This is a genomic window from Rothia sp. HMSC065C03 (assembly GCF_001837295.1).
In the GTDB taxonomy this organism is placed as follows: domain Bacteria; phylum Actinomycetota; class Actinomycetes; order Actinomycetales; family Micrococcaceae; genus Rothia.
The window spans coordinates 138,799-162,776 of record NZ_KV832005.1; the positions used below are offsets into that span (position 1 = coordinate 138,799).

Genomic DNA, 23,978 nt, shown 5'->3' on the forward strand with positions numbered 1-23,978 from the left:
TCATCCGGCGACTTTCGCCGGACTATCGGTGTGGTTCCAGCATATCAAGCCCTCGCTTTCGGGTTCTTAGCTGACGGCAAAATCTCAGCAAGCTTCGCCGCTTGTTGCGCAGTTGTTTCCTTTCTGTTTGCTTTTGCGGTGATTCCCCCTTAAATATCTGCCTCTAGCTACCTCACGAACTGCCGTTACGCTCGCTTGCAGGCGGGCCTGCCGGAAGGTCACGATTCGTCACACATCCCCTATACTGCACCGGGTTGAAACACTTCTTCACACAAACTCGCGCGCGAGTGCACAAAAGTTTTAGAGTATGCCACATGTCTACACCGCATGCATCATCTCGTTCGCGTCTGCCCAAGTGGGCTACGTCTTTCGGCAACCAAATCATTGCCTCCCTCATTCTCGGTATTGTCCTTGGCGCGCTCGCCCTCGCGCTGGGCGGGGATGCGAAGAGCAACCCCAACTGGCTCATGGTGACCCTGGATACCATCGGTTCCTCCTACGTCACCCTGCTGAAGGCGGCTGTTGTTCCGCTGATTTTCACCGCCGTGGTCGCCTCCATCTCGAACCTGTCGCAGGTGACGAACGCGGCACGCCTGGCGGTCAACACGCTCATCTGGTTTGCGATTACCGCGTTCTTCGCGGTGCTCATCGGTATTGCGATGGGCCTGATTGTTCAGCCGGGCGTGGGCGCGCAGGTGCAGGGCAAGGCGTACACCGGCTCGACCGGTTCGTGGACCGCGTTCCTAACCGGCCTGATTCCGGTGAACTTCCTGGGTCTGGGTGTCAGCGCCAAGTCTGGTGATTCCGGCATCACTGCCTCCGCGTCCTTTAACGTGCTGCAGATTCTGGTTATTTCCGGTGCGGTCGGCATTGCCGCACTGAAGGTCGGCGAGGCTGCTAAGCCCTTCATCGACGTGGTCAAGAGCGCTCTGGCGATTATTCAGAAGATTCTGTGGTGGATTATCCGCCTGGCACCGCTGGGCACCGTGGGTCTGATCGCTAAGGCAGTGTTCGCCTACGGTTGGGCGTCGATGGGTTCGCTGGTTGCGTTCGTTATCGCCCTCTACATTGGTCTGCTGCTGGTCTTCCTGGTGGTCTACCCGATTATTGTGCGTGCGAACGGCCTGTCGGTCCGCCAGTACTTCTCGGGCGTGTGGCCGGCGCTCCAGCTGGGCTTCGTGTCCCGCTCTTCGATGGGTTCGATGCCGATGACCCAGACCGTTGCCGAACGTAACCTGGGCGTTCCCCGCGCCTACGCCTCCTTCGCGGTTCCGCTGGGTGCGACCACTAAGATGGACGGCTGCGCCTCGGTCTACCCGGCTCTTGCCGCAATCTTCGTGGCGCAGTTCTACGGTATTCAGCTGGACTTCACCCAGTACCTGCTGATTGTGATGGTGTCCGTGCTCGGCTCGGCCGCAACCGCCGGCACGACCGGCGCAATCGTGATGCTGACCCTGACCCTTTCCACTCTGGGTCTGCCGCTGGACGGTGTGGGTCTGCTCCTGGCGATTGACCCGATCGTTGACATGGGTCGTACCGCCCTGAACGTTGCCGGTCAGGCTCTGGTTCCCGCGATTGTGGCTCGCCGCGAGGGCATCCTGGATGAGGAGCTCTACAACGCTCCCCGTTCGGAGGGCGGCTTCGTGGCTCAGGAATTCTACGATGAGCGCATCGCCGGCGAGGCGCAGCGTCTGCACGAGGTGGAGGACAACACCGTCGCGGCACGCCGCTAACCTGGCGACTCTTGAAGCTACACGGCGCTAGGCTGTACTGCCTAGCGCCGTGTAGCTTTCTCGCTCTCGTGCCCCAACATGGATGACATACTTTTGCCAAACGTCATAAAACGTCACGATTGATTCTTCTTTTCTTTAATGTTTGAGAAGAGTTATGATTTTGAACGGCGTGTTCCATCTCCTACGTGGTTGAGGGGGATGGGACACGCTCTTTCTCTATATCCCCTGCTTTTCCGCTCCCTCCCACCGGCTTCTCAGCACCCTCAATCTGCACCCGAGAGTAAGGGTCACTCGTGAGGCTCTAAAATAGAACCTATGAGTACCACACCGATCCGTTTGATTCTTGCCTCCGCATCCCCGGCACGCCGCAAGCTCCTGGAAGACTCCCGCATCGCGTTCACGGTGCGCGTCTCCTCCGTAGATGAGGACGCCGCACTCGCTACCGCCAACGAACAGGCGCGAGCGCAGGGACGTGCGGGACTCACCCCGGCTGAAACCGCCTCCCTGCTGGCGCAGCTGAAGGCGCAGGCAGTTGCCGCTGAACTTGCCGCCGAGGGTGTGCGCGATGCGCTGGTTCTGGGCTGCGATTCGGTGTTCGAGTTTGACGGCGTTGCCTACGGTAAACCGCACACTGCCGAGGCGGCACGCGAGCGCATCAGCGCAATGAGCGGCAACCACGGCGTGCTGCACACCGGTCACGCTCTAGTGGATTTGCGCGGTATTGAGCCGGGCACTGAACCGCCTGCAACTTCTGAGTTGCCCACTGTTTCTGAACTGCGCAGCGCCACCGTCCACTTTGATGAGCTCAGCCCCGAAGAAATCGAGGCGTACATTGCTACCGGCGAGCCGCTCTGGGTAGCCGGTTCCTTCACCCTGGACGGTTACGGTTCGGCGTTTATTCGCGGTATTGAGGGCGAGTTCCACACGGTGGTGGGCCTGTCCATCCACGCGCTACGCGATATGTTGCGCCGCCGCGAGGTTGCTGTGACCGATTTGTGGCTGGCGCCCCAAGATGAGGATTAGATTCAGCGCAATCGTATAAATCTGTCTCAAAGCGCGCCCTGGAATACACATTATTGAACACCAATCGATAAGATAGAACAGTATGATGCGCGTTATATTCGCCAATCCTGCCGATGTATCCTTGGAGCAGGAGATTAAAGGAGAGCTTTAAGTGACTCAGCACCAGGCAGAAGCCGCCAAGAAATTTACTGCAGTTCCCGGCCGCCACACCGGCCCGGTCAGCAAGATTCTGATCGCTAACCGCGGTGAAATTGCTGTCCGCGTGATTCGCGCAGCCCGCGATGAGGGTCTGCAGACCGTCGCCGTCTATGCTGACCCCGACCGCGACGCCCAGCACGTAAAGCTTGCCGATGAAGCCTACGCTCTCGGCGGTGCCACCGCGGCACAGTCCTACCTGGTGATGGACAAGCTCATTGAGATTGCTATTCGTTCCGGCGCTGACGCTGTGCACCCCGGCTACGGTTTCCTTTCTGAGAACGCGCAGTTCGCTCAGAAGTGCATCGACGCGGGTCTGACCTGGATTGGCCCCTCCCCCGAGTCCATTACCCAGCTGGGCGATAAGGTGGCGGCACGCCACATCGCGCAGAAGGTGGGCGCTCCCCTGGTGCCCGGCACCAAGGATCCGGTCAAGTCCGCCGATGAGGTTGTTGCCTTCGCGGATGAGCACGGTCTGCCCATTGCGGTGAAGGCCGCATTTGGTGGCGGTGGCCGCGGCATTAAGGTGGCGCGCGACCGCGAGAGCATTGTTGAGATGTACGAGTCCGCTGTTCGTGAGGCTACCGCGGCGTTCGGTCGCGGTGAGTGCTTCATCGAGCGCTTCCTGGATTCGCCCCGCCATGTTGAGACCCAGTGCCTGGCGGATGCGCATGGCAACGTTGTGGTGGTTTCCACCCGTGACTGCTCTCTGCAGCGTCGTAACCAGAAGCTCATTGAGGAGGCACCCGCCCCCTACCTGAGCGATGAGCAGAACGAACGCCTGTACGAGGCGTCCCGCGCGATTCTGCGCGAGGCTGGCTACCAGGGTGCCGGCACCTGTGAGTTCCTGGTCGGCACCGACGGCACCATCTCCTTCCTTGAGGTGAACACCCGTCTGCAGGTGGAGCACCCGGTCTCCGAGGAGATTTCCGGTCTGGATCTGGTTCGTGAGCAGTTCCGTATTGCCCGCGGCGAGAAGATTGAGGAGAAGGACCCGGTTCTGCGCGGTCACTCCTTCGAGTTCCGTATTAACGGCGAGGATGCGGGTCGTTCCTTCATGCCCGCTCCCGGTACGATTGAGAAGATGACCGTGCCCACCGGCCCCGGCGTGCGCTGGGATTCCGGCTTCGTGGCTGGCGACGTTATCGGCGGTAACTTCGACTCCATGCTGGCTAAGCTCATTGTTACCGGCGCGGATCGTGAGCAGGCTCTGCAGCGTGCCCGCCGTGCCCTGGCTGAGCTGACCATTGAGGGTATGCCCACCGTCATTCCGTTCCACCGCGTCGTGCTGGATGATCCCGCCTTCGCGCCGGCTGAGGGCGGCGAGTTCAAGGTGCACACCCGCTGGATTGAGACTGAGTTCAACAACACCATCCCCATGTACTCCGGTGCACCCGGCAGCGTGGATTCGGATGAGGATGAGCGCACCACCGTGGTCGTTGAGGTCAACGGCAAGCGTCTGGAGGTGTCCCTGCCTGATCTGGGTGGCGGCACCAAGCCTGCCGCTAAGCCCGCCGCCAAGACCCGCAAGTCCCGTTCGGCACGTAGCGCGGCGAAGGGTGGCGGCGATGAGCTGACCAGCCCCATGCAGGGCACCATCGTCAAGGTTGCCGCATCTGACGGCGACACCGTCGCTGAGGGCGACCTGATTCTGGTGCTGGAGGCAATGAAGATGGAGCAGCCCATTACCGCACACAAGGCGGGTAAGGTTTCGGGTCTGTCGGCTAAGCCGGGCGATACCGTCACCTCCGGCGCGGTGCTGGCGACCATCAAGTAACACTTCGCTCGGTACTGAGGTCTCGCGACTGCGAGCGCCATAGGCTATACGAATCCCCCGGAAGGGTATGAGGTAATACCTCGTATCTTTCCGGGGGATTTTCTATGTCCGCTCTTGCCTGTTTAGGTGGGATTTACGCCGCTAACCCCTGTGTTCGCGTCCAGATAGTGGCTGTATTTGTTTGGGTTTTTCTGAACAGAGTTATAATGTTGCACTTTAGAGGAGCCTTTCAGAATCCGACGCCTGCCGCACCCCACCCGGTGCGGTCACGGCACCCAGTACGCGCCTACGGCACACCCGCCTCCCGCGCTGACCGGCAACGGAACACCTACCTCAGGCTCCATGTGTACACACAAATTCACCATCTCGGGAGTTTTCCTCATGAGCGCTTCTGCATCCGACACGAAAGCGTCTGCTGCACCGGTGAAGAATACGACTCCTCGCAGTCGAGTTATTCTCGCCTCGCTCGTTGGTACCACCATCGAGTTCTACGATTTCTACATTTACGCCACTGCAGCAGTGGCTGTGTTCCCCGTACTGTTCTTCCCCTCGAAGGACGCAACCACCGAGCTTCTGGCTTCCTTCGCTACCTTCGGCGTCGCCTTCATCGCGCGCCCCCTCGGTTCAGTGATCTTCGGCCACTTCGGCGACAAGATCGGTCGTAAGGCTACCCTCGTCGGTGCACTGCTCACCATGGGTCTGGCAACCTTCATCATCGGCCTGCTGCCCACCTATCACCAGATTGGTCTGTGGGCACCGACCATGCTGACCATTATGCGTTTCTGCCAGGGCTTGGGCCTGGGCGGCGAATGGTCCGGTGCGGCGCTGCTCGCGAGCGAATACGCTGAGGATGGCAAGCGCGCCCGCGCTGCGATGTGGCCTCAGCTGGGTGCACCCATCGGCTTCGTGCTTGCGAACGGCTTCATGCTGTTGCTGACCAGCTGGATTACCTTCAACTCCGCAACCGACGCGAAGAACCTCGAGCACCCCTTCCTCATTTGGGGTTGGCGTATTCCGTTCCTGCTGTCCATCGTGATGGTCGCCGTTGGTCTGTACGTGCGTTTCAAGCTGGAGGAGACCCCCGTCTTCGCCAAGGCTGCCGCTAACAATGAGAAGGTGAAGACCCCGCTCGTTGAGGCGTTCAAGGTCGCTTGGTGGCCCATGATTCAGGGCACCTTCATCATGGTGGCATGCTACGTGCTGTTCTACCTGATGACCGCTTGGGTCCTCTCCTACGGTATCGGCAAGGCGGATAAGGGCGGCCTAGCGATCCCCTACCGCGAGTTCCTGATCATTCAGCTGATCTCCATTATTGGCTTCGCGATCTTCATTCCGATCTCGGGTTGGCTGGCTGACAAGTACGGCCGCCGCACCCAGCAGCTGTGGACCACCATCGCGATGGCTGTCTTCGGTCTGTCCTTCGGTCTGTTCATCTCCCCCTCCGTTGTTGGTACCGGCGCGAACGCAAACGCCGCTGTGGTTACCCTCTTCATCTTTATCGGTATGTGCCTGATGGGTCTGTCCTTCGGTTCCATGTCCGCATACCTGCCGGAGCTGTACCCCACTAACGTGCGTTACACCGCCAGCGGTATCGCCTACAACGTGGCGTCCATCCTCGGTGCGGCACTGACCCCGTTCGTGGCTGTTTGGCTGAACACTTCCTACGGTGTGGCTGCAGTGGGCGGCTACCTGGCATTCGCCTCGATCCTGAGTGTTGTCTTCATCCTGCTCACTCACGAAACCCGTGACGTGGATATGAACGCCGTCAGCACCACGAAGTAAAACTTCGCAGGGGCTAAGGCGTCTCTACAGCAAAGCGGTGGGGGTCGCCTCCTGAATCTAAGGAATTCAGGAGGCGACCCCCACCGCTTTTGTGCGTTTCAGAGATACCGGCTCTCTACAAGCCCAGGGTATCTATACGCGGCTTACAGGCCGCGAGTGTGCAGCTTGCGCGCAGCCTCAGCAATCGAGCCAGAGAGCGAGGGGTAAACCGTGAAGGTGTCCGCCAGGTCGTCCACCGCGAGCTTCTTCTCCACCGCCAGAGCAATGGGGTAAATCAGCTCGGAAGCACGCTGACCAACCACCACACCACCGATGACGGTGCCGGAGTGGCGGCGAGCAAAAATCTTCACGAAGCCGTCGCGCATCGCCATCATCTTCGCACGCGGGTTCGTGCTCAGCTGCAGGGTCACCGCGTCGCCACGGTAGGCGCCCTCGGCAAGGTCCTTCTCGCTCACGCCCACGGTCGCAATCTCCGGGGAGGTGAAGATGTTCGCCGCGACCTTATCGGTACGCAACGGACGCACCGCATCACCAAGGATGTGCGCCATAGCGATACGACCCTGCATCGCGGCCACGGAAGCCAGCGGGTACACGCCCGTGCAGTCACCGGCGGCGTAAATGCTGTTCACGCTCGTGCGGGACACACCGTCCACCTTAATGTGACCGCTCGGGGTCTGCTCCACACCGGCTGCTTCCAGACCCAAATCTTCAGTGTTCGGAATCGAACCAATAGCCACCAGGCAGTGAGTGCCGGACACCTTACGACCATCCGACAGGGTCACGATGACGCCGGCGCCATCCTCGGTGCGCTCAACAGCAACCGCACGGGAACGCGGCATCACTCGCACGCCGCGACGCTCGAAGACGTCCTCCAGCACGCGAGCTGCGTCCTCATCCTCACCGGGAAGCACACGGTCACGCGAAGACACCAGGGTCACCTTAGAACCCAGACCGTTATACGCCGAAGCGAACTCGGCACCGGTCACACCCGAACCAATCACAATCAGTTCCTCGGGAACCTCGGAGAGGTTGTACAGCTGAGTCCAGGTCAGGATGCGTTCGCCGTCAGGCATACCGGTCGCCATTTCACGCGGATGCGTACCCACCGACAACAGCACAAAGTCCGCGTGCAGGGGGTAGACCAGACCCGCCTCATCAGTCACCTGCACGGTGTGGCGGTCCAGGAGCTTACCGGTACCGTGAATAATCTTCACGCCAGCAGAGGCCAGGGCACGCTTAATATCGGCAGACTGCTGCTGGGCCAGGTCACGGACTCGGCGGTTCACGCGGTCCATATCAACACGAAGCTGCGGCGCCTTACCCTTCGTGTTTTCAATGCCCAGGCTACCCGCCTCGGAGAAGCGGGTCATCATATCCGCCGTAGCAATCAGGGTTTTAGAGGGCACAACGTCAGTCAGAACGGCGGAGCCACCAATGGCGTTGCGTTCGATCAGAGTCACGTCCGCGTTGGATGCGGCAGCCACCATCGCTGCCTCGTAGCCGCCGGGGCCACCACCAATAATTACAATTCGCTGAGATGCATAGTTCACCGTTGAAGTCATGCCTTAATTGTGAGCTATGCCGCCCCTACGGGGCAAACGCACTCGCCGTGCAGATATGCCATATTGTGGCAACCTGCACGGCGAGCATCTTCATGGTTCGGCATCATGGTTCGGCCGCCCGATATGACAGGGCGACACCTACCCCTGTAGGTCTCTACTCCTCGAGAGCCTGCGGCTTCTCGGCATAAATCGAGTTGATGAACTTCTCAGCCCACTGCAGCATCGCGCCGTCCACCAGGTCCTTGCCGCCCACCGGCATGGTCTTCGGGCGCGGAACCAGCGTCAGCCAGGTGTCCATACCCTTCGGCTGGGCGTGCGTGGAGCCAGGGTACACGCGCTTCAGACGCATCTGGCGGGACTCCGGCAGCGGCGTAGCGGTTACCACGCGAACCTTCGGCCCCAACACCACCAGCTCATGAATACCGGCGGCACGAGCGTGCATACGCACCGTCGCCACGGCAAGCAGGTTCTCTACCGCCTCCGGCAGCTCGCCGTAACGGTCGACCAGTTCCTCACGAGCCTCCGCGATCTTCTCTTCGGTATCGGCGGCAGCAATCTGACGGTATGCCTGCAAGCGCAGACGCTCAGAATCAATGTAAGTGTGCGGAATATGCGCGTTGACGGGCAGGTCAATCTTCGTCTCGACCTCGCGCTCTTCCTTCTCGCCGCGGTAGTTTGCGACCGCCTCGCCGACCAGGCGCAGGTACAGGTCAAAACCAACACCGGCAATATGACCGGACTGTTCGCCGCCAAGCAGGTTGCCGGCACCGCGAATCTCCAGGTCCTTCATCGCAAGCTGCAGGCCAGCGCCCAGCTCATTGTGGGTCGCCACCGCCTTCAGACGCTCGTGCGCAATCTCGCCGAGGGTCTTATCCACCGGGTACAGGAAGTAGGCGTAGGCGCGCTCGCGACCACGGCCCACGCGGCCACGCAGCTGGTGTAGCTGGCTCAGACCGTAGTTCTGGGCGTGGTCGACAATGAGGGTATTCGCGTTCGAAATATCCAGGCCGGTCTCCACGATGGTGGTGCACACCAGCACGTCAAAGCGGCGCTCCCAGAAGTCCACAATAATCTGCTCCAGGCGCGATTCACTCATGCGGCCGTGGGCGGTGGCGATGCGCGCCTCCGGCACGAGCTTGCCGATTTCGGCGGCAACATCGTCGATGTCAGCCACGCGATTGTGCACGAAGAAAACCTGTCCTTCACGCATGATCTCGCGGCGGATCGCGGCGGTAATCTGGCTGTCGGTACGCGGGCCGACGAAGGTCAGCACGGGGTGGCGCTCCTCCGGCGCGGTGGCAAGGGTGGAGGTCTCACGAATACCGGTTAGCGACATTTCCAGGGTGCGCGGAATCGGGGTTGCACTCATGGCGAGCACGTCCACGTTGGTGCGCATCTGCTTGAGCTTCTCCTTGTGCTCCACGCCAAAGCGCTGCTCCTCGTCAATAATGACCAGGCCCAGGTCCTTGAACACTACGCTGTCGGAGAGAATGCGGTGGGTACCGATCACCACGTCCACCGCGCCGGAGGCGATTTCTTCGGTAATCTGGCGGGTTTCCTTCGCCTTCTGGAAGCGGGAGAGCACGCGAATCTTCACGGGGAAGCCAGAGAAGCGCTCGCTGAACGTCTCGTAGTGCTGCTGGGCGAGCAGGGTCGTGGGCACGAGCACCGCGACCTGCTTGCCGTCCTGTACCGCCTTAAACGCGGCACGTACGGCGACCTCGGTTTTGCCGAAGCCCACGTCGCCGGAGATGAGACGGTCCATGGGGATTTCTTTCTCCATGTCCTCCTTTACCTCGTGGATGGCGGTGAGCTGGTCGGGAGTCTCGTTGTAGGGGAAGGACTCTTCCAGCTCTCGCTGCCAGGGGGTGTCTGCGGCGAAGGCGTGACCACGCGAGGCCTGGCGTGCCGAGTAGAGTTTCACCAGGTCGGCGGCGATTTCCTTGACTGCCTTGCGAGCGCGGGACTTGGTCTTAGCCCAGTCGCTGCCGCCCATCTTGGACAGGCTCGGGTTCTCGCCCCCCACGTAGTTGGAGATCAAATCCAGCTGGTCGGAGGGTACGAAGAGGCGGTCGGGCGCGCCACCGCGCTTGGCGGGGGCGTACTCGATGACAAGGTATTCCTTCATGGGCTGCACGCCGTTGACCGGGGATGCACCAGCAACCGGGCGGGAGGTCATCTCGACGAACCTGCCGATGCCATGGCGTTCGTGCACCACGTAGTCACCGGGATTCAGCGCGAGCGGGTCGACGGCGTTGCGGCGGCGGCGCGTCTTGAATTTCTGTCCTGCGGCGCCTCGGGGTGCGTAGGTTCCGCGGCGGCCGAGTAGTTCGGCTTCGGTGAAGACGGCGAGCTTAGCCTCCTCGATAAGGAAACCTGCGGAGGCGGGTGCCTCGCAGACCTCGACGATGCCGTGTTCGAGGTCGCCGGCGGGGTCGGCTTCGAGGCTGGTTCGGCGGGCTGCGGGTACGGCGGGTGCCCCTTCGCCGGAGTGGAAGAGGTCGATGAGTCGGTCGGTGGAGCCGCGGCCGTTGGTGAGGGCGAGGACGGTCCACTGTTGCTGGATGAGGTCGCCGACCTGGCTGAGCATGCGTTCGACGGAGCCGTTGAATGCGGTTGCGGGGGTGGCGTTGACGGTGTAGGTGTCGATTCCGTCTTCGATGGCGTCGGCGATGCTCTGGTTTTCGAGTGCGCCTGCGGCGGCGTCTTCGAGCAGGTCTGCGTCGGTGACGAGTTCGGTGATTTCCCACCAGCTGAGTTTGTCTTCGAGTGCCTGTGTGGTGGTTTGGTCGATGGTGCGGAATCCGCTGTCGCTCATGCGGAGCTGTCCGAGGTCGATGGGTGCTACTGCGTCGGCTTCTGCGGAGGTGTCCCAGGCGGCGGCGAGGAATTCTTCGTTGGTGGCGACGAGGTCTTCGGCGCGGGCACGCACACGCTCGGGTTCGACGTTGATAATCATGGACCCAGCCGGCAGTAGCTCGGTGAGGGTGTTCATGGATTCGATGAGTAGCGGGGTGAGTGATTCCATGCCTTCGACGTAGATTCCGCCGGCAATCTTTTCGAACATAGTTGCGGCTGCCGGGTAGTCTGCCTTCAGGCGTGCGGCGCGGCTCATGACCTCGGGGGTGATGAGCAGTTCGCGGCAGGGCAGCAGGGTGAGTTCGGTGAGCTCCTCTCCCCCGCTGAGGGTGCGCTGGTCGGCGACGGAGAAGTGGCGCATTTCGTCGAGTTCGTCGCCAAAGAATTCGAGGCGCACGGGGGTAGTTGCGGTGGGCGGGAAGACGTCGATGATGCCGCCGCGTACGGCGTATTCGCCGCGCTTGGCAACCAGGTCTACGCGGGAGTATGCGGCGTCGTTGAGGCCGCGCACCACATCCTTGAAGGGGTATTCTTCGCCACGAACCAGGTGCACGGGTTCGAGCTTTTCGATGCCGGTGACGATGGGCTGGATGACGGCACGCACGGGCGCGATGACGACCTGCGGGCGGTTAGCCGCATCCCCGGTCATGGCGCGCAGTACCTGCAGGCGGCGGCCTACGGTGTCGGAACGCGGTGAGAGGCGTTCGTGGGGCAGGGTTTCCCAGGCGGGGAAGAGCGCAATGTCTGCGGCGGGCAGGTAGGAACGCAGGGCTGCGGCGAGGTCTTCTGCTTGGCGGTCGGTGGGGGCGATAATGAGGCTGAGCGCTTCAGCGGTGGTGTCGCGTACTGCGGTGGAGATGTCTGCAATGAGCGCGGCGTGGGTTCCGGCGACGGCGCCGATGAGGGTGCGTGCGCTACGTTCGGTGGGCTTCGCGGAGGCGGCGGTGCGGATTGCGGCCCAGCTGCTGAGTTGGTTGAGGGTGTTCAGGAGGGGGTGCAGGGGTGCCTCGAGGGGCTGTGCGGTAGCTTTTCGGGTGGTGCTCACGGGTTCTCCTGAATCTGGGGTCTTCGCTTGCGGCGGTTGAGCTGGTGGAGGGCTTCTATGGATGGTCGGTATTGGGCGGTGCCGGTTGGGGTGTCCGAGTGAATTTGCCTTTATCTCACGGTGCTTTTTGTGCGTTTTGGGGTGTTTTTTGCGGCTTTTCCATTGTAGGACTTGTCTGCTTTTTCTGGCATTTTTCTCTTGTACTCTTCTGTGACGGAATATATTCCTTTTTGCACTCGATTGTCGCTTTCGTGGGTGATATTTGAGTATGGTTTTCTTCCGTGTCTGTTCCTGTGCCACAACGTTCATCGCATGGGGCGCAAATCACACACTCACGGGCATCTTTGCACTTTGTGCACCATTATTTTCACAGCTTAATCCTGTACCCTAATCATTAACGCTTACAGAAAAACCAGACAGTATATCCCCTTCCGGATTCTGTTTACCTCTTCCAACCAACCTCAGGTTTTCAGTATTTACTGCGGTTTTTCTAGTGCGCTAAATTCACCGTATCTTTCGATGTTTCTTCCGGAACGTCGCATCAGAAAGACGCATATGACAACCACATACACGAACAAACCCGCTGAAAAGCGCCATGCCCATTCATGGTCTGCTAAAAAGTGGGCCGCTTTCGCACTCGCTTTTGGTACCGCTTTCACTGCGGCACCGCTTACTCCTACTACTCCCGCTTCGGCTGCTACCGGCACCCATGATGGTTCCAGCAGCGATAAGGCGGCTGCTTCCTGCTACGAGGTCAAGCAGGTTAATCCTTCTGCCTCTTCTGGCACTTATTGGCTGTACACCCCGCAGATGAGCGGCCCGGCGCAGTTCTACTGCGATCAGGAAACTGATGGCGGCGGCTGGGTCATGATTGGTCGCGGTCGTGAGGGTTGGACCGAGTCTTACAACGGCACCGGCGACCCGAGTCAACTGCACCAGAACCCCACGGGTCCCTCCGCTTTTACTCCCGTCCAGCTTCCCGCAAACACTGTCGATGCCCTGCTGAACGGCATTAAGCCTCAGGACCTTCCCGACGGCATGCGCCTGCACCGTGCCCACAATGCAAGGGGCACCCAGTGGCAGAACGTTTATGTTCAGCGTCCTCAGACTGAGCAGTGGACCTGGGCGATGAGCTACGGTCAGCGTTGGGGCACCGTGAAGTTCACCGGTGCCGGTATTAACCGCACTGCGCGTATGGGCGGTTCCCCCTCGGAGATGGCTCCGGGTATTACCACCAGTTCTGTTCGTTTCTTCGCGAACCCGAACCAGGGCTACCAGATTGGTTTTGCGTACGGTGCGCTGGTGAACTTCGGTAATGAGAATCCGGATTCATATATTTACCACAAGCGTGGTTCCGCTGGTTACTCCATCCCCTTTACTCAGGTGTTCCTGCGTCCGAAGCTGACTCAGCGTGACTTGAACTTCTCGCAAATTGGTTCTGGCTCTGCCGCTAGCAACCGTCGTGCTCTGCCCAATAGCTACACGATGCCCGTTCGTTGGCGCACCAGTGAGCAGACTGGCACCGGCAAGAAGAACGAGATGAACACCTACGTTCAGGCTATTACTCAGGTGGGCGACACCGTCTTCACCGGTGGCGACTTCAAGTATGTGGAGTCGGCTGGTGGCGAGCGCGTGGACCAGTCGTACCTGGCGGGCTATAACGTGGATTCGGGCGAACTGGTTCGCTCTTTCCGTCCGACTTTCAACGGTCAGATTAAGGCTCTGGAGGCTCTGCCGAATAACCGCCTGGCAGTTGGTGGCGAGTTCACCGAGGTTAACGGCGAGAAGGTCAACCACTTCGTCATTCTGGACGCAACCACCGGCCAGATCGACCGCACGTGGGATCTTCAGATTCAGCGCCGTAATGGTGCTGCCGCGCAGGTGAAGACCCTGCTGGTTCAGGATGGTTACCTCTACATTGGCGGTAACTTCACCCATGTAAAGGGCAATACGTCTAAGGCGTACGCTTACTCGCGTGGTGCCGCTCGTATTAAGCTCTCGAACGGTGCGGTGGATTGGAACTGGCGCCCGAACTTTAACGGTACGGTCAACGGTATTACCGCTGCATCCGACAACTCGACTGTTCACGCTGCGGGTTACTTCACTGAGCTGAATAACCAGCGCGCGTTCCGCCTGGCGGCGCTGAATGGTTCTAACGCTTCGAACATTAAGTGGGAGTGGGAGCCGTCGCTGAAGCTGAACATTACTGACCGCATTGTGTACGCGTTCCAGTTCGATGTTCAGGATGCTGGTTCGACCGTGTGGACTGGCGGCGCTGACCACCTGATTGCGAACTACTCGAAGAACGGTTACGGCCGTATTTCTTCGTCTATCTCTAAGTACGGTGGCGACTGGCAGGATCTGCATCTGAGCGGTAACACCATTTACGGTGCGTGCCACTGCGGTGATGTCCTCTTCGAGGGTTCGACCGGCTACCACACGTATTGGAAGGAATCGAAGGCGGTTCACCGTATGCGCCTGGTCGCAGCGTTCGATAAGGATAGCGGCGAAGTCATCGGCGAGTTCAGCCCGGTTCTGAAGGGCGCTAGCGGCTACGGTGTTTGGGAGTCCTTCGTGGATTCTCGCGGCAACCTGTGGGTTGGTGGCGACATTAACCGTTCGCTGGGTGCTAATGGTGAGCAGCGCACTGTCGGTTTTGCTCGTTTTGCTCCTCGCGATGTGACCGCCCCGTCGACTCCGTCGAATCTGTCGGTTCAGCGTGATGGCTCGACCGATAAGCTGTCTTGGTCTGGTGTTCGTGAGAGCGGTGCTCGCTACCAGGTGCTGCGTGATGACCGTGTGATTGCTACGGTCTCGGGCACCAGCTACGAGGTTGAGCATACTGATGGCGCTCGCTACTATGTGCGTTCCATCGATGCGTCTGAGAACTTCTCGGCTTCCACGGGAGCTGCTCAGGCTTAGGTCAGATTGTTGATCTAGTTTCTTTGAGCCGCCGCCTGGTTCGGGCTCTGCAGGGTTTGCGGGGTCCGAATCAGGCGGCGGTGCACCCGGGGTGTATGCCCTCTATAGTTTTGGTTCGGTCCGGTTTTCCCAGTTTGCTATCTCTTCGCCCCTGTGGCGGCTATGATGGGTTGGGATTCATTGCGTCGGATGGGTTGCTTCCGTCCTTTCCGATGATGGGCTGAATCTTGATCTGTGGTGTTTCTTCGCTGTTGGTACGACAGAGGAAACTTCACAGATTTTTAGCGTTCCGCTTCGTACGGGTGCGTTGCCACTGTTGGCTTCGTGCGTGAGGGGTGGGGCGTATTCATTCAATTTCCGATAACTACACTCACTGATTCCGGCTACAGACTCGCTGTTAGCGCAGTTCATAACGCTTCCCCCTTACCCCGATGCCTGGTCACTATGCTGTGCCTTGTGTGGGGTGGGTGTTGCTGTGTGAATTGCAGTTTTCTGCTGTGTGCCGGTTGAGGTCTCTAGGAGAGACAAATGAATTTTCTTCCGTTCACGCGTGGAGGGCGCGCGCAGGGTGCTGCTTCCTCCGCTTCTGAGGGCTCTCGCGTAGCTTCTCGCTCCGGGTCCCGTGCTTTGGGTGCGGCGGCTGCTTCTTTTGCGATGGTTGCGGCTTCTTTGGGTCCGATTGCTTCGGGCGCGCAGGCTGCTGATGCACGCTACTATGACGGTTCGTCGAGCGAGCGCGCGGCTGCGAGCTGCTGGGAGGTTAAGCAGAATAATCCGCGTGGCAAGAGCGGCGCGTACTGGCTGTACACCCCTGCGATGAGTGCTCCTGAGCAGTTCTATTGCGATCAGGAAACTGATGGCGGCGGCTGGGTTATGATTGGCCGCGGTCGTGAGAGCTGGACTGAGAACTACTACGGTCGCGGTAATGCCGATCAGCTGTATAAGAACCCGACCGGCTTTGATGCGGTGCAGCTCTCCGGCGTGACCGTGAACGCGCTACTGAACGGTACCCGTCCGCAGGATTTGCCCGATGGCGTGCGTTTCCATCGCGCGATGAACGTTGAGGGCACTACCTGGCAGGATTTTAAGGCTCACCGTGATTCCAGTACCGAATGGACTTGGACTTTGCGTTCGAAGATGTTCTGGTCAAATATTTCGGTCAAAAACACCTGGCAGTACAGTAACCGTTATGACTACGCCAACCGTGGTCAGGTGGCTGGTAACATCTTCACCCATGATTCTGATGACTTCCGTTCCCTGAACTTCGAAGAGAAGGCATCGCAGGGCTACAAGTTGGGCTTCACCTACGGTCGCAACGCCAAGATTACATGGTGGACCGAGACCTACCTGATGAACCGTCCTTCGGCGTATATTTACCGCCCGGCGGATGATTCGACCACTCCCCTGGTATTTACTCAGATGTTCTTGCGCCCGAAGGTGACTCAGAACGATTTGGTGGCTAAGGGTCTGCATGATTATGGCCAGCAGGGCGCTGCGGCAAGTAACCGCCGCGCGCTACCCAATAGCTACTCCGAGAAGTGGAAGTGGCGTACCAGCGCTGATACCGGAACCGGTAAGAACGGCGAGATGAACACCCAGGTTGAGGCGATCACCGAGGTCGGTGGCGCTGTCTTTACCGGTGGCGATTTCGCGTATGTTGAGTCGGCAAGCGGCGAGAAGGTTGAGCAGGCTTTCTTGGCTGGTTACGAGGTGGGTACCGGCGAGCTGCGCCGTTCCTTCCGCCCGAAGATTAACGGTCAGGTGAAGTCGGTTGAGGCTCTGCCGAACGGCCTGCTTGCTGTGGGTGGTTCTTTCGACCAGGTGAACGGCGAGTACTACAACGGTTTTGTAATTCTGGATCCGCAGACCGGTCAGGTTGCTAAGGACTGGGATATCCGCGTGGTTAGCCGCATTGCTTCCGTACCGGTACAGATTAAGACCCTGCACGTGCGTGATGGCTACCTGTACATTGGTGGTTCCTTCACTCACTTGAAGGGCCAGACCTCCCCCACCTACGCGTATGCGAGGAACCTGGCTCGCATTAAGTTGAGCAACGGTGAGGTGGACTGGAACTGGCGTCCGGTCTTTAATGGCACAGTTAACGGCGTGAGCGCTTCTGAGGGCAATGCCGATGTGTACGTCGCTGGTTACTTCACCCAGCTGAATAACCAGGAGGCGTTCCGTCTCGCTCATATGCAAGGCAGTAGCACGAACCCGGTAGCTTGGCACCACCGTCCTTCGTATACCCCCAAGAATGCCCAAACCTGGGATTTGAAAAACGAGCGCAGGATGTGGGGCTTCCAGTTCGATGTTCAGGATGCTGGTTCCTCCGTCTGGGTGGGTGGCACCGAGCATATGATTACCCGTTACGAGAAAAGCTCGATGCGCCGCACGGACAGTGCGATTACTCGTGAGGGTGGCGATTTCCAGGATCTGCACCTGAGCGGCAACACTATTTACGGTGCGTGCCACTGCGGCGATTTCCTCTTCCAGGGCGCAGACACTGTCTATTCGGAGTGGGAGAACGCGACTAATGCTCAGACCATTCGCCTGGTAGCTGCGTTCGATAAGGACAGCGGCAAGATGCTGCCGGAGTTCGCACCGATTATGAACGGCGCGTATGGATACGGTGTGTGGGAGTCCTTCGTGGATTCCACGGGCACCCTGTGGGTTGGTGGCGATATCCGTAAGTCGCTGGGCGCTAATGGCGTACAGCCGACTATTGGCTTCGCGCGTTATGCTCCTCGTGATGTGACCCCTCCGGCTCCCCCGAGCGATCTGAAGGTCACGACGAACGGTTCCAAGGATCAGCTGACGTGGTCGGGTATTTCCGAGCGCAGGGTGAAGTACCAGGTTCTGCGCGATGATCGTCCTATTGCGACGGTTACGGGTACGAGCTATTCGGTGGATCACCGCGATGGCGCCCGCTATTATGTGCGCGCGGTAGATACTGCAGATAACTATTCGGCAAGTACCGAGGCTGTCCAGGCAGCATAACCCCTCATCAGGGCGATATCCACTTTTGTGACAAAGAATTTTAGTGATGTTCGCCCTATTGTCCCGGGCTGGTTCATGACCAGCCCGGGACTTTTTTGCACAATGTGAATCTATTTCATTCATTTACATGAAGGTTCTTTCATTCAGAGATATATATTTATCTTCCATTCGGGCAAAAATAGAGCATTATTTAGGGCTTATTCTCATCATTTATAAAAACGTTATTTTTGCGGGTCTAAGTGTTTTCCCAGCTTTGCGTGTTAGCCTTTAGGTGCTTTGCCATTGTGCGAGGTATTATCTTCCGGAATATAGTCATTCTCACTCCAACCACTAAAGAGGCTTCCTATGTCATCATTCTTCAAGCAGTCCTCCCGGTCCCGGCTTCTGGGCACCCTGGGCACCGTTGCGGTATCCGCCCTGGTTCTGAGCGGTTGCGCTACTGAAAACCCGAGCTCCGATAGCTCTTCTTCCGCTTCTGCTTCCGCAAGTGTTTCCGCTTCTGCACACGCTTCTTCCGCTCAGTCTTCGAGCGCTTCCCCTAAGGTTTCTGAGCAGGGCACCGCAGAAGCATCCGCCAATGCTTCCTCTGGGGCTTCGGCTGAGGCAAAGGATGGGGCAAAGAGTGAGGCGACCTCTTCTGACGGCCAGAAGCTTGAAGAGATTTACACTGGCGCTGAGGAAATGAAGAACGCTTCTTCCGTGCCCGTTGACGCTGAAGAAGTTAAGAAGACTACCGAGCTGGTCAATTCTTTTGAGAACATTCTGACTAAGGTTAAGGCAGCTCCTTCCGCTGCTCCCTCTCCCGAACGCACCGCTGACCCGAGCAGCGATGAAGAGGCTGAGCAGCAGAACGTTGAGCAGGCTCGTGCCGTTCTCGATGACGAGACGATTCGCTCCATCGAGGCTGTAGCCGTGGATTCCGCTGCCGCTGAGTTTGCCGTGCAGGCTTCCGAATACGCACTGGCAGGCTGGCACTATGAAGGTTCTTCCACTGTTGTGGGCACTCCCCGTATGACTGCAACTCAGTACAAGGGTCAGCCCGCGCGCATGCTGGAAGTATGCATGGATTCTTCCTCTGTGAAGATCTATGACGAGAATAATCAGCCCGTAAAGGATGACAATTCTCCGAAGCGTTCACTCAATATTTACACCCTCGTTCAGGTCGATGGTCAGTGGAAGATTGCGACCCATGATTTCCCGAACAATCCTGATTGTTAGGGTCTAACTAAAGATGCCGGTTTCCAGCTATGATTCGCTGGAAACCGCGCATTATCGTCCATAGCGCATTAATGTTGATGCGCGTTCAATAACATTTCTTGGCATTCATTTGGAGATATTATGAAAGCCCACCTTGGCATGACGGGCTCAGGCTTTTCTCGTTCTGCTATAACCCGCTCAACTCTTTGCTTGAGCATTGCTACGGCCTTGGCTTTGCCCGTAGCTATCCCCGCTATTACGCCGAGTACCGCTGTCGAACAGACTGCGGATAAAAGGGACTCTGCTTTCTACAATGGCACGACCTCCGAGCGTGCTGCCGCCAGCTGTTGGGAAGCCAAGCAGGCTAACCCCGAGGCAAAGAGCGGCGCCTACTGGTTGTACACTCCCGCGATGAGCCAGCCGACTCAGTTCTACTGCGATCAGGAGACTGATGGTGGCGGCTGGGTCAAGATTGGTGAGGGCCGTGACGGCTGGACCGAAAACTATGAGGGCCAGGGTGACACCTCCCAGCTCTACAGCGATGCCGCCCCCGCATCGTCCGGTTTGACTCTCGAGCAGGGCAAGCCTCTGAGCTCCCTGCCCGCCGCAAAGACCCCGATTCAGCTTTCGGGTACCACTATTTCTCAGCTGCTCAACGGCCCCCGCCCCGATCAGCTGTCCGATGGTTACCGTTTCCGTCGCGCTGTAAACACTTCTGGCACTAAGTGGCAGGAGGCGACGGTGGAGCGCCGTCAGACCTCCGAGTGGACCTGGGCTCTGCGTTCGAACGCTGTCTGGTCTAACGCGGTCGTCACGAACCCTAGCGAGTTCTCTTCCTACGACGAGAATGGCCGCAGGGACTGGCTTAACGGCGAGTGGCAGGACCATATGCTGGGCGGCCAGAACTACGGCTTCAGGACGATGCTCTTTGAGGAAATGGCCTCGCAGGATTACCGTATGGGCTTCCGTTACGGTGCGAACGCTCCCATTTCCCAGGATGGTTCTGAGCCGGCGATCACCGATGCGCAGAACTCCTACATTTACGGTAAGGAAAGCAACGGTGAAACCTCTTTCGGTTACACCCAGATGTTCCTGCGCCCGAAGCTGACCCAGAACGATTTGCATCTGGGTGCTATCCCGGATTCCGGTACTCAGGCGAGCGCTCGTCGTGCCCTGCCCAGTAGCCGTTCGGCGGATTGGCGCTGGCGCACCAGCTCTAAGACCGCCTCCGGTAAAACCGGCGAGATGAACACCTATGTTGAGGCCATCACCGAGGTCGATCACGGCAACGGCACCTCCAGCGTGTTTATTGGCGGCGACTTCGAGTACCTTGAGTCCTCTACCGGTGAGCATGTTGCGCAATCTAATATTGCTGCTTTTGACCCGGAAACCGGCGAGTTGCGCCGCGACTTCAAGCTGACTGTTAATGGTCAGGTGAAGGCTGTTGAGGCTCTGCCGAATAACCGTCTGGCGGTTGGCGGCACCTTTACCCTGGTTAACGGTAAGAAGCATGAGAGCTTCGTCGTTGTTGACGCTACGACCGGTGAAGTTGCCCCTGAATGGGCCCAGGTTAAAGTCGAAGATCGCATTCGTACCGAGGTCATGACGGTGAAGACCATTCACCGTCAGGGTGACTACGTGTATATTGGCGGCACCTTTACCCACATTTATGAAAGTGAAAAGGCGGGTGAGGCGTATTCGCGCAATATTGCCCGTTTTAAGTTGGGCGAGCCTTCTAACGGTGTGCCCGGTATTGTGAGTATAGACCGTAACTGGCGCCAGGTGTTCAACGGTACTGTCAACGGTATTAGCGCCTCCGCTGATAACTCTCATGTTTACGTAGCCGGTTACTTCACCTGGCTCAACGGCGGCCTTGCCTACCGCGTGGCTGATATTACTCAGCATATGCAGAAGGGCAGCCCGTGGGCGTACCAGCATTCTGAGATTCCTGCCGGCGCTAATGTCTCTGACCTGCGTAATGAAACCAAAATTTGGGGTTTCCAGTTCGACGTCCAGGATGCCGGTACCGGCGTCTGGGTGGGCGGTACTGAGCACCTCATCTCTCGTTACGATAAGGCCTCTCTGACCCCCACCTACACCGCGATTACCCGCGAAGGTGGCGACTTCCAGGATCTGCACCTGCACGGTAACACCATCTATGGCGCCTGCCACTGCGGTGATTTCCTCTACCAGGATTCGCGTAACAAGCGGACCCCCGTGGGCGGTTCGAGCGTGATTCACTCGGTCAAGCTGGTTGCCGCGTTTGATAAGGACAGCGGTAAGATGCTGCCGGAGTTCTCCCCCGCTATTAAGGGCGACCATGGCTTCGGCATCTGGGAGTCCTTCGTGGATTCGAAGGGCACCCTGTGGGTTGGCGGCGATATTCACCGTTCACTGGGTGTTCACGGCACTCAGGATACCGTCGGTTTTGCGCGCTTTGAGGCTCGCGATGTGACTCCTCCGGCTACCCCGCAGAACCTGCAGGTTGAGCTGAAGGATGATAAGGACGTTCTGACCTGGGATGCTGTGCAGGATACCGGTAGTGTCCGCTACCAGATTCTGCGTGACGACCGCGTCATTGCAAGCACTTCGGGTACGAAGTTCGAGATTGACCACACCGATAACGCACGTTACTTTGTGCGTGCTGTGGACACCTCGGATAACTACTCTGCCTCTACTCCGGTTCAGGTAGCTCCGGTTCGCCCGACTCCTACCCCCACGGAGACCGCGACCGAGACTCCTAGCGCTGATCCGACGGCAAGTGCTGACCCGACCGCGAGCGCTGACCCCAGTGCTTCGGCAAGCGCTACCCCGAGTGCAGAAGCAACTACTGAGGCACCGAAGGAAGAAACTCCTAAGGACGATCAGAAGGATGAGGCCGCTAAGGACCAGATTGTTCTGCCCTACGCATCCGAGTGGAAGTACATGGTTGCTGCCAATGCTCCCAACCGTAAGTACGGTTGGAAGTACAACTTCCACTTCACCCTGGAAGATATCGCGCAGGAAGCATGGCAGACCGGCAAGACCCCGATTGGTGTCGGTACCGGTAACCTCAACACCTCCGTTAATGTTCCGCTCGTGCGTACCCGCCACAACATCTACGCCTACACCACCATCCAGCTCACTCGTGAGCAGGCGAGCCGCGACCTGGTGCTGACCACCTACGCGGATGACGCTATTGCGGTGGGTGTCAACGGTGAAGAGGTTGGTCGTTCCAACTTCGACACCAGGGGCAAGCTGTGGAATAGCGTGGTAGCTTCCAGCTCGGTAGATACCGCTGAGGCCCAGAAGACTCCGGTGACCTTCACGGTTCCGGCTTCTCAGCTGAAGGCTGGCGAGAACCTGATTGCTGTTGAGGTTCACCCGGCATTCACTCGACGCAATATTCTACCGAACGTGAGCTTCGATCTGCAGGCTACTTCCAAGGCACCGGTTGCTGAGCAGCCCGCCGAGAAGGAAGCCGACAAGGAGGCGGAGGCTCCCGCCGCAAACGAGGCTGAGCAGCCCGTGGTCGATAACGCGAACAACGCAGCAGCCGACCAGGGCGAGCGACGCGTCGCCAATAACGGAGTCGGAACCCGCGTTCCGATGCAGTCCCGAAGGAACTAATACCTTCTAGACAATCTCAGCTAAATGGGGTTTGATTTTCTGAACGATTCAGGAAATCAAACCCCATTTGCGTATGCTCCCCACTTTTCTGTGTTTTTTGCATCATTTATTCCCATTATTTGTGATTCTGTTATGTGTGTCTCTGCACAATGTTCAGAAATATTTTCTAAAGCCAGAATTCACAGGAACAAAGCGCCGATAACCCCGCCTAACAGCACGCCGAACCCACCTAATGAATCCCGCAAATCTGCACTAAAGCGCATTGTCAGGGGCTTTTTGCGACACAATTATTGACCCTGACCACACCCACCCTGTCGCACTTTATCTCGTTGTAAAATATCTATATAGTGGTGTATGTGAAAAAGGGACCAACCACCTCTTTTTTCGCGTGCGGGACTTCCGGACTTTCTCGCAACCGCCCCGAAAGGGAGTAATTCACTCTCCTTCACTCCTCTCACCGATTAAAAAGGAATGTGCATGTCCACCTCTGAGGCACCTCACGCCCCGAACTCCGCGCCCGCATCGGGATTTGCCGCGAAGTTCTCCCACACCCTGCGCTCCCTTGAGGCAGCGCAGAAGCCCGGCATTGGCGTTCCCGCCTACACCCGCTGGGTCAACCGCCGAGTAGCACGCTACTTCGCCGCGGCAGCTGTCGCACTGGGCATCACTCCCAACGGCGTCACCGCAATTTCCGCTGCATGTTCTGCAGCTGGTCTCATCGTTCTGATTACCTGCCCGCCTAGCGTTGGTGTGGGTATCTGCGTTGCATTGCTTTTCGCTCTCGGTTACGGTCTGGATTCCGCTGACGGCCAGGTTGCTCGAGTGACCGGTGCATCCTCCCCTGCCGGTGAGTGGCTCGACCACGTAGTCGACTCCATCCGCGTGCCCTCCGTGCACATGGCAACCCTGCTCTCCTTCCTGCTGTACCCGGCGCATTACTCCTTCACCGGTTCCAGCGCATTCAACGGCTGGATTATTGCCATGCCGATGATTTTCACCGCGCTGACCGCAGGTCACTTCATGAGCCAGATTCTGGCTGAGCAGCTGCGCAACAACCGCAAGACCGCGGCTCCTCCGACCGGTGGCCCCCTGCGTTCCTTCATTAACCTGCACATGGACGCTGGCACCCTCTGCTGGATTTACATTTTTGTTGGTTTCGGCCCCGTATTCGTCATCGTCTACGCGCTGCTTCTGCTGGCTAACGCCGCAACTGTTCTGCTGTCCATGCGTCGCAAGTACGTTAGCCTCGCGACCCCCGCTGAGTAAGGAGAAACCCA

General features: G+C 58.6%; 11 protein-coding genes. 9 read left to right on the forward strand and 2 right to left on the reverse strand.

What is annotated here, in order from left to right:
* The first annotated feature begins 314 nt into the window (after nt 1–314).
* The 4 genes from HMPREF2605_RS05190 (at nt 315) to HMPREF2605_RS05205 (ending at nt 6,510) form a co-directional block, all read left to right on the forward strand.
* Complete coding sequence (locus HMPREF2605_RS05190) at nt 315–1,733, forward strand: dicarboxylate/amino acid:cation symporter (RefSeq protein WP_049341627.1); 1,419 nt, start codon at nt 315–317, stop codon at nt 1,731–1,733.
* A gap of 315 nt (nt 1,734–2,048) precedes the next feature.
* Nucleotides 2,049–2,756 carry a Maf family protein gene (locus HMPREF2605_RS05195; protein WP_070634138.1) on the forward strand — a complete coding sequence of 236 codons (708 nt, stop codon included), beginning with the start codon at nt 2,049–2,051 and terminating at the stop codon, nt 2,754–2,756.
* Between the two features lie 151 nt (nt 2,757–2,907).
* Entirely contained in the window at nt 2,908–4,728 is a 1,821-nt protein-coding gene (locus HMPREF2605_RS05200; RefSeq protein ID WP_070847247.1) for an acetyl/propionyl/methylcrotonyl-CoA carboxylase subunit alpha, read from the forward strand.
* 381 nt (nt 4,729–5,109) lie between these two features.
* Nucleotides 5,110–6,510 (forward strand): MFS transporter, encoded by a 1,401-nt coding sequence (locus tag HMPREF2605_RS05205; protein WP_005508870.1) that lies wholly within the window; start codon nt 5,110–5,112, stop codon nt 6,508–6,510.
* A gap of 143 nt (nt 6,511–6,653) precedes the next feature.
* Here the strand turns inward: HMPREF2605_RS05205 and HMPREF2605_RS05210 are convergent, their stop codons facing one another.
* Together HMPREF2605_RS05210 and mfd are read right to left on the reverse strand one after the other, a co-directional pair.
* Nucleotides 6,654–8,072, reverse strand: coding sequence for an NAD(P)H-quinone dehydrogenase (locus tag HMPREF2605_RS05210; protein ID WP_049349996.1), 1,419 nt, complete (start codon nt 8,070–8,072; stop codon nt 6,654–6,656).
* Nucleotides 8,073–8,226: 154 nt separating this feature from the next.
* Nucleotides 8,227–11,976: a transcription-repair coupling factor gene (gene mfd, locus HMPREF2605_RS05215; protein ID WP_070738611.1), complete on the reverse strand. Its 3,750-nt coding sequence runs from the start codon at nt 11,974–11,976 to the stop codon at nt 8,227–8,229.
* 555 nt (nt 11,977–12,531) lie between these two features.
* On the opposite strand from mfd, the gene HMPREF2605_RS05220 reads away from it, so the two are divergent.
* From HMPREF2605_RS05220 to HMPREF2605_RS05240, 5 genes are all read left to right on the forward strand, one after another.
* Nucleotides 12,532–14,898, forward strand: coding sequence for a fibrinogen-like YCDxxxxGGGW domain-containing protein (locus HMPREF2605_RS05220; protein WP_070847248.1), 2,367 nt, complete (start codon nt 12,532–12,534; stop codon nt 14,896–14,898).
* 528 nt (nt 14,899–15,426) lie between these two features.
* A complete protein-coding gene (locus HMPREF2605_RS05225) occupies nt 15,427–17,895 on the forward strand; it encodes a fibrinogen-like YCDxxxxGGGW domain-containing protein (RefSeq protein WP_049349998.1) in 2,469 nt (822 codons plus the stop codon).
* A gap of 345 nt (nt 17,896–18,240) precedes the next feature.
* The gene (locus HMPREF2605_RS05230; RefSeq protein WP_070847250.1) at nt 18,241–19,113 is read left to right on the forward strand and encodes a hypothetical protein; all 873 of its coding nucleotides are present in this window, start codon (nt 18,241–18,243) and stop codon (nt 19,111–19,113) included.
* A gap of 213 nt (nt 19,114–19,326) precedes the next feature.
* The gene (locus tag HMPREF2605_RS05235; RefSeq protein ID WP_246828170.1) at nt 19,327–22,701 is read left to right on the forward strand and encodes a fibrinogen-like YCDxxxxGGGW domain-containing protein; all 3,375 of its coding nucleotides are present in this window, start codon (nt 19,327–19,329) and stop codon (nt 22,699–22,701) included.
* A gap of 477 nt (nt 22,702–23,178) precedes the next feature.
* Nucleotides 23,179–23,967, forward strand: coding sequence for a CDP-alcohol phosphatidyltransferase family protein (locus tag HMPREF2605_RS05240; RefSeq protein WP_070847254.1), 789 nt, complete (start codon nt 23,179–23,181; stop codon nt 23,965–23,967).
* Nucleotides 23,968–23,978 lie beyond the last annotated feature (11 nt).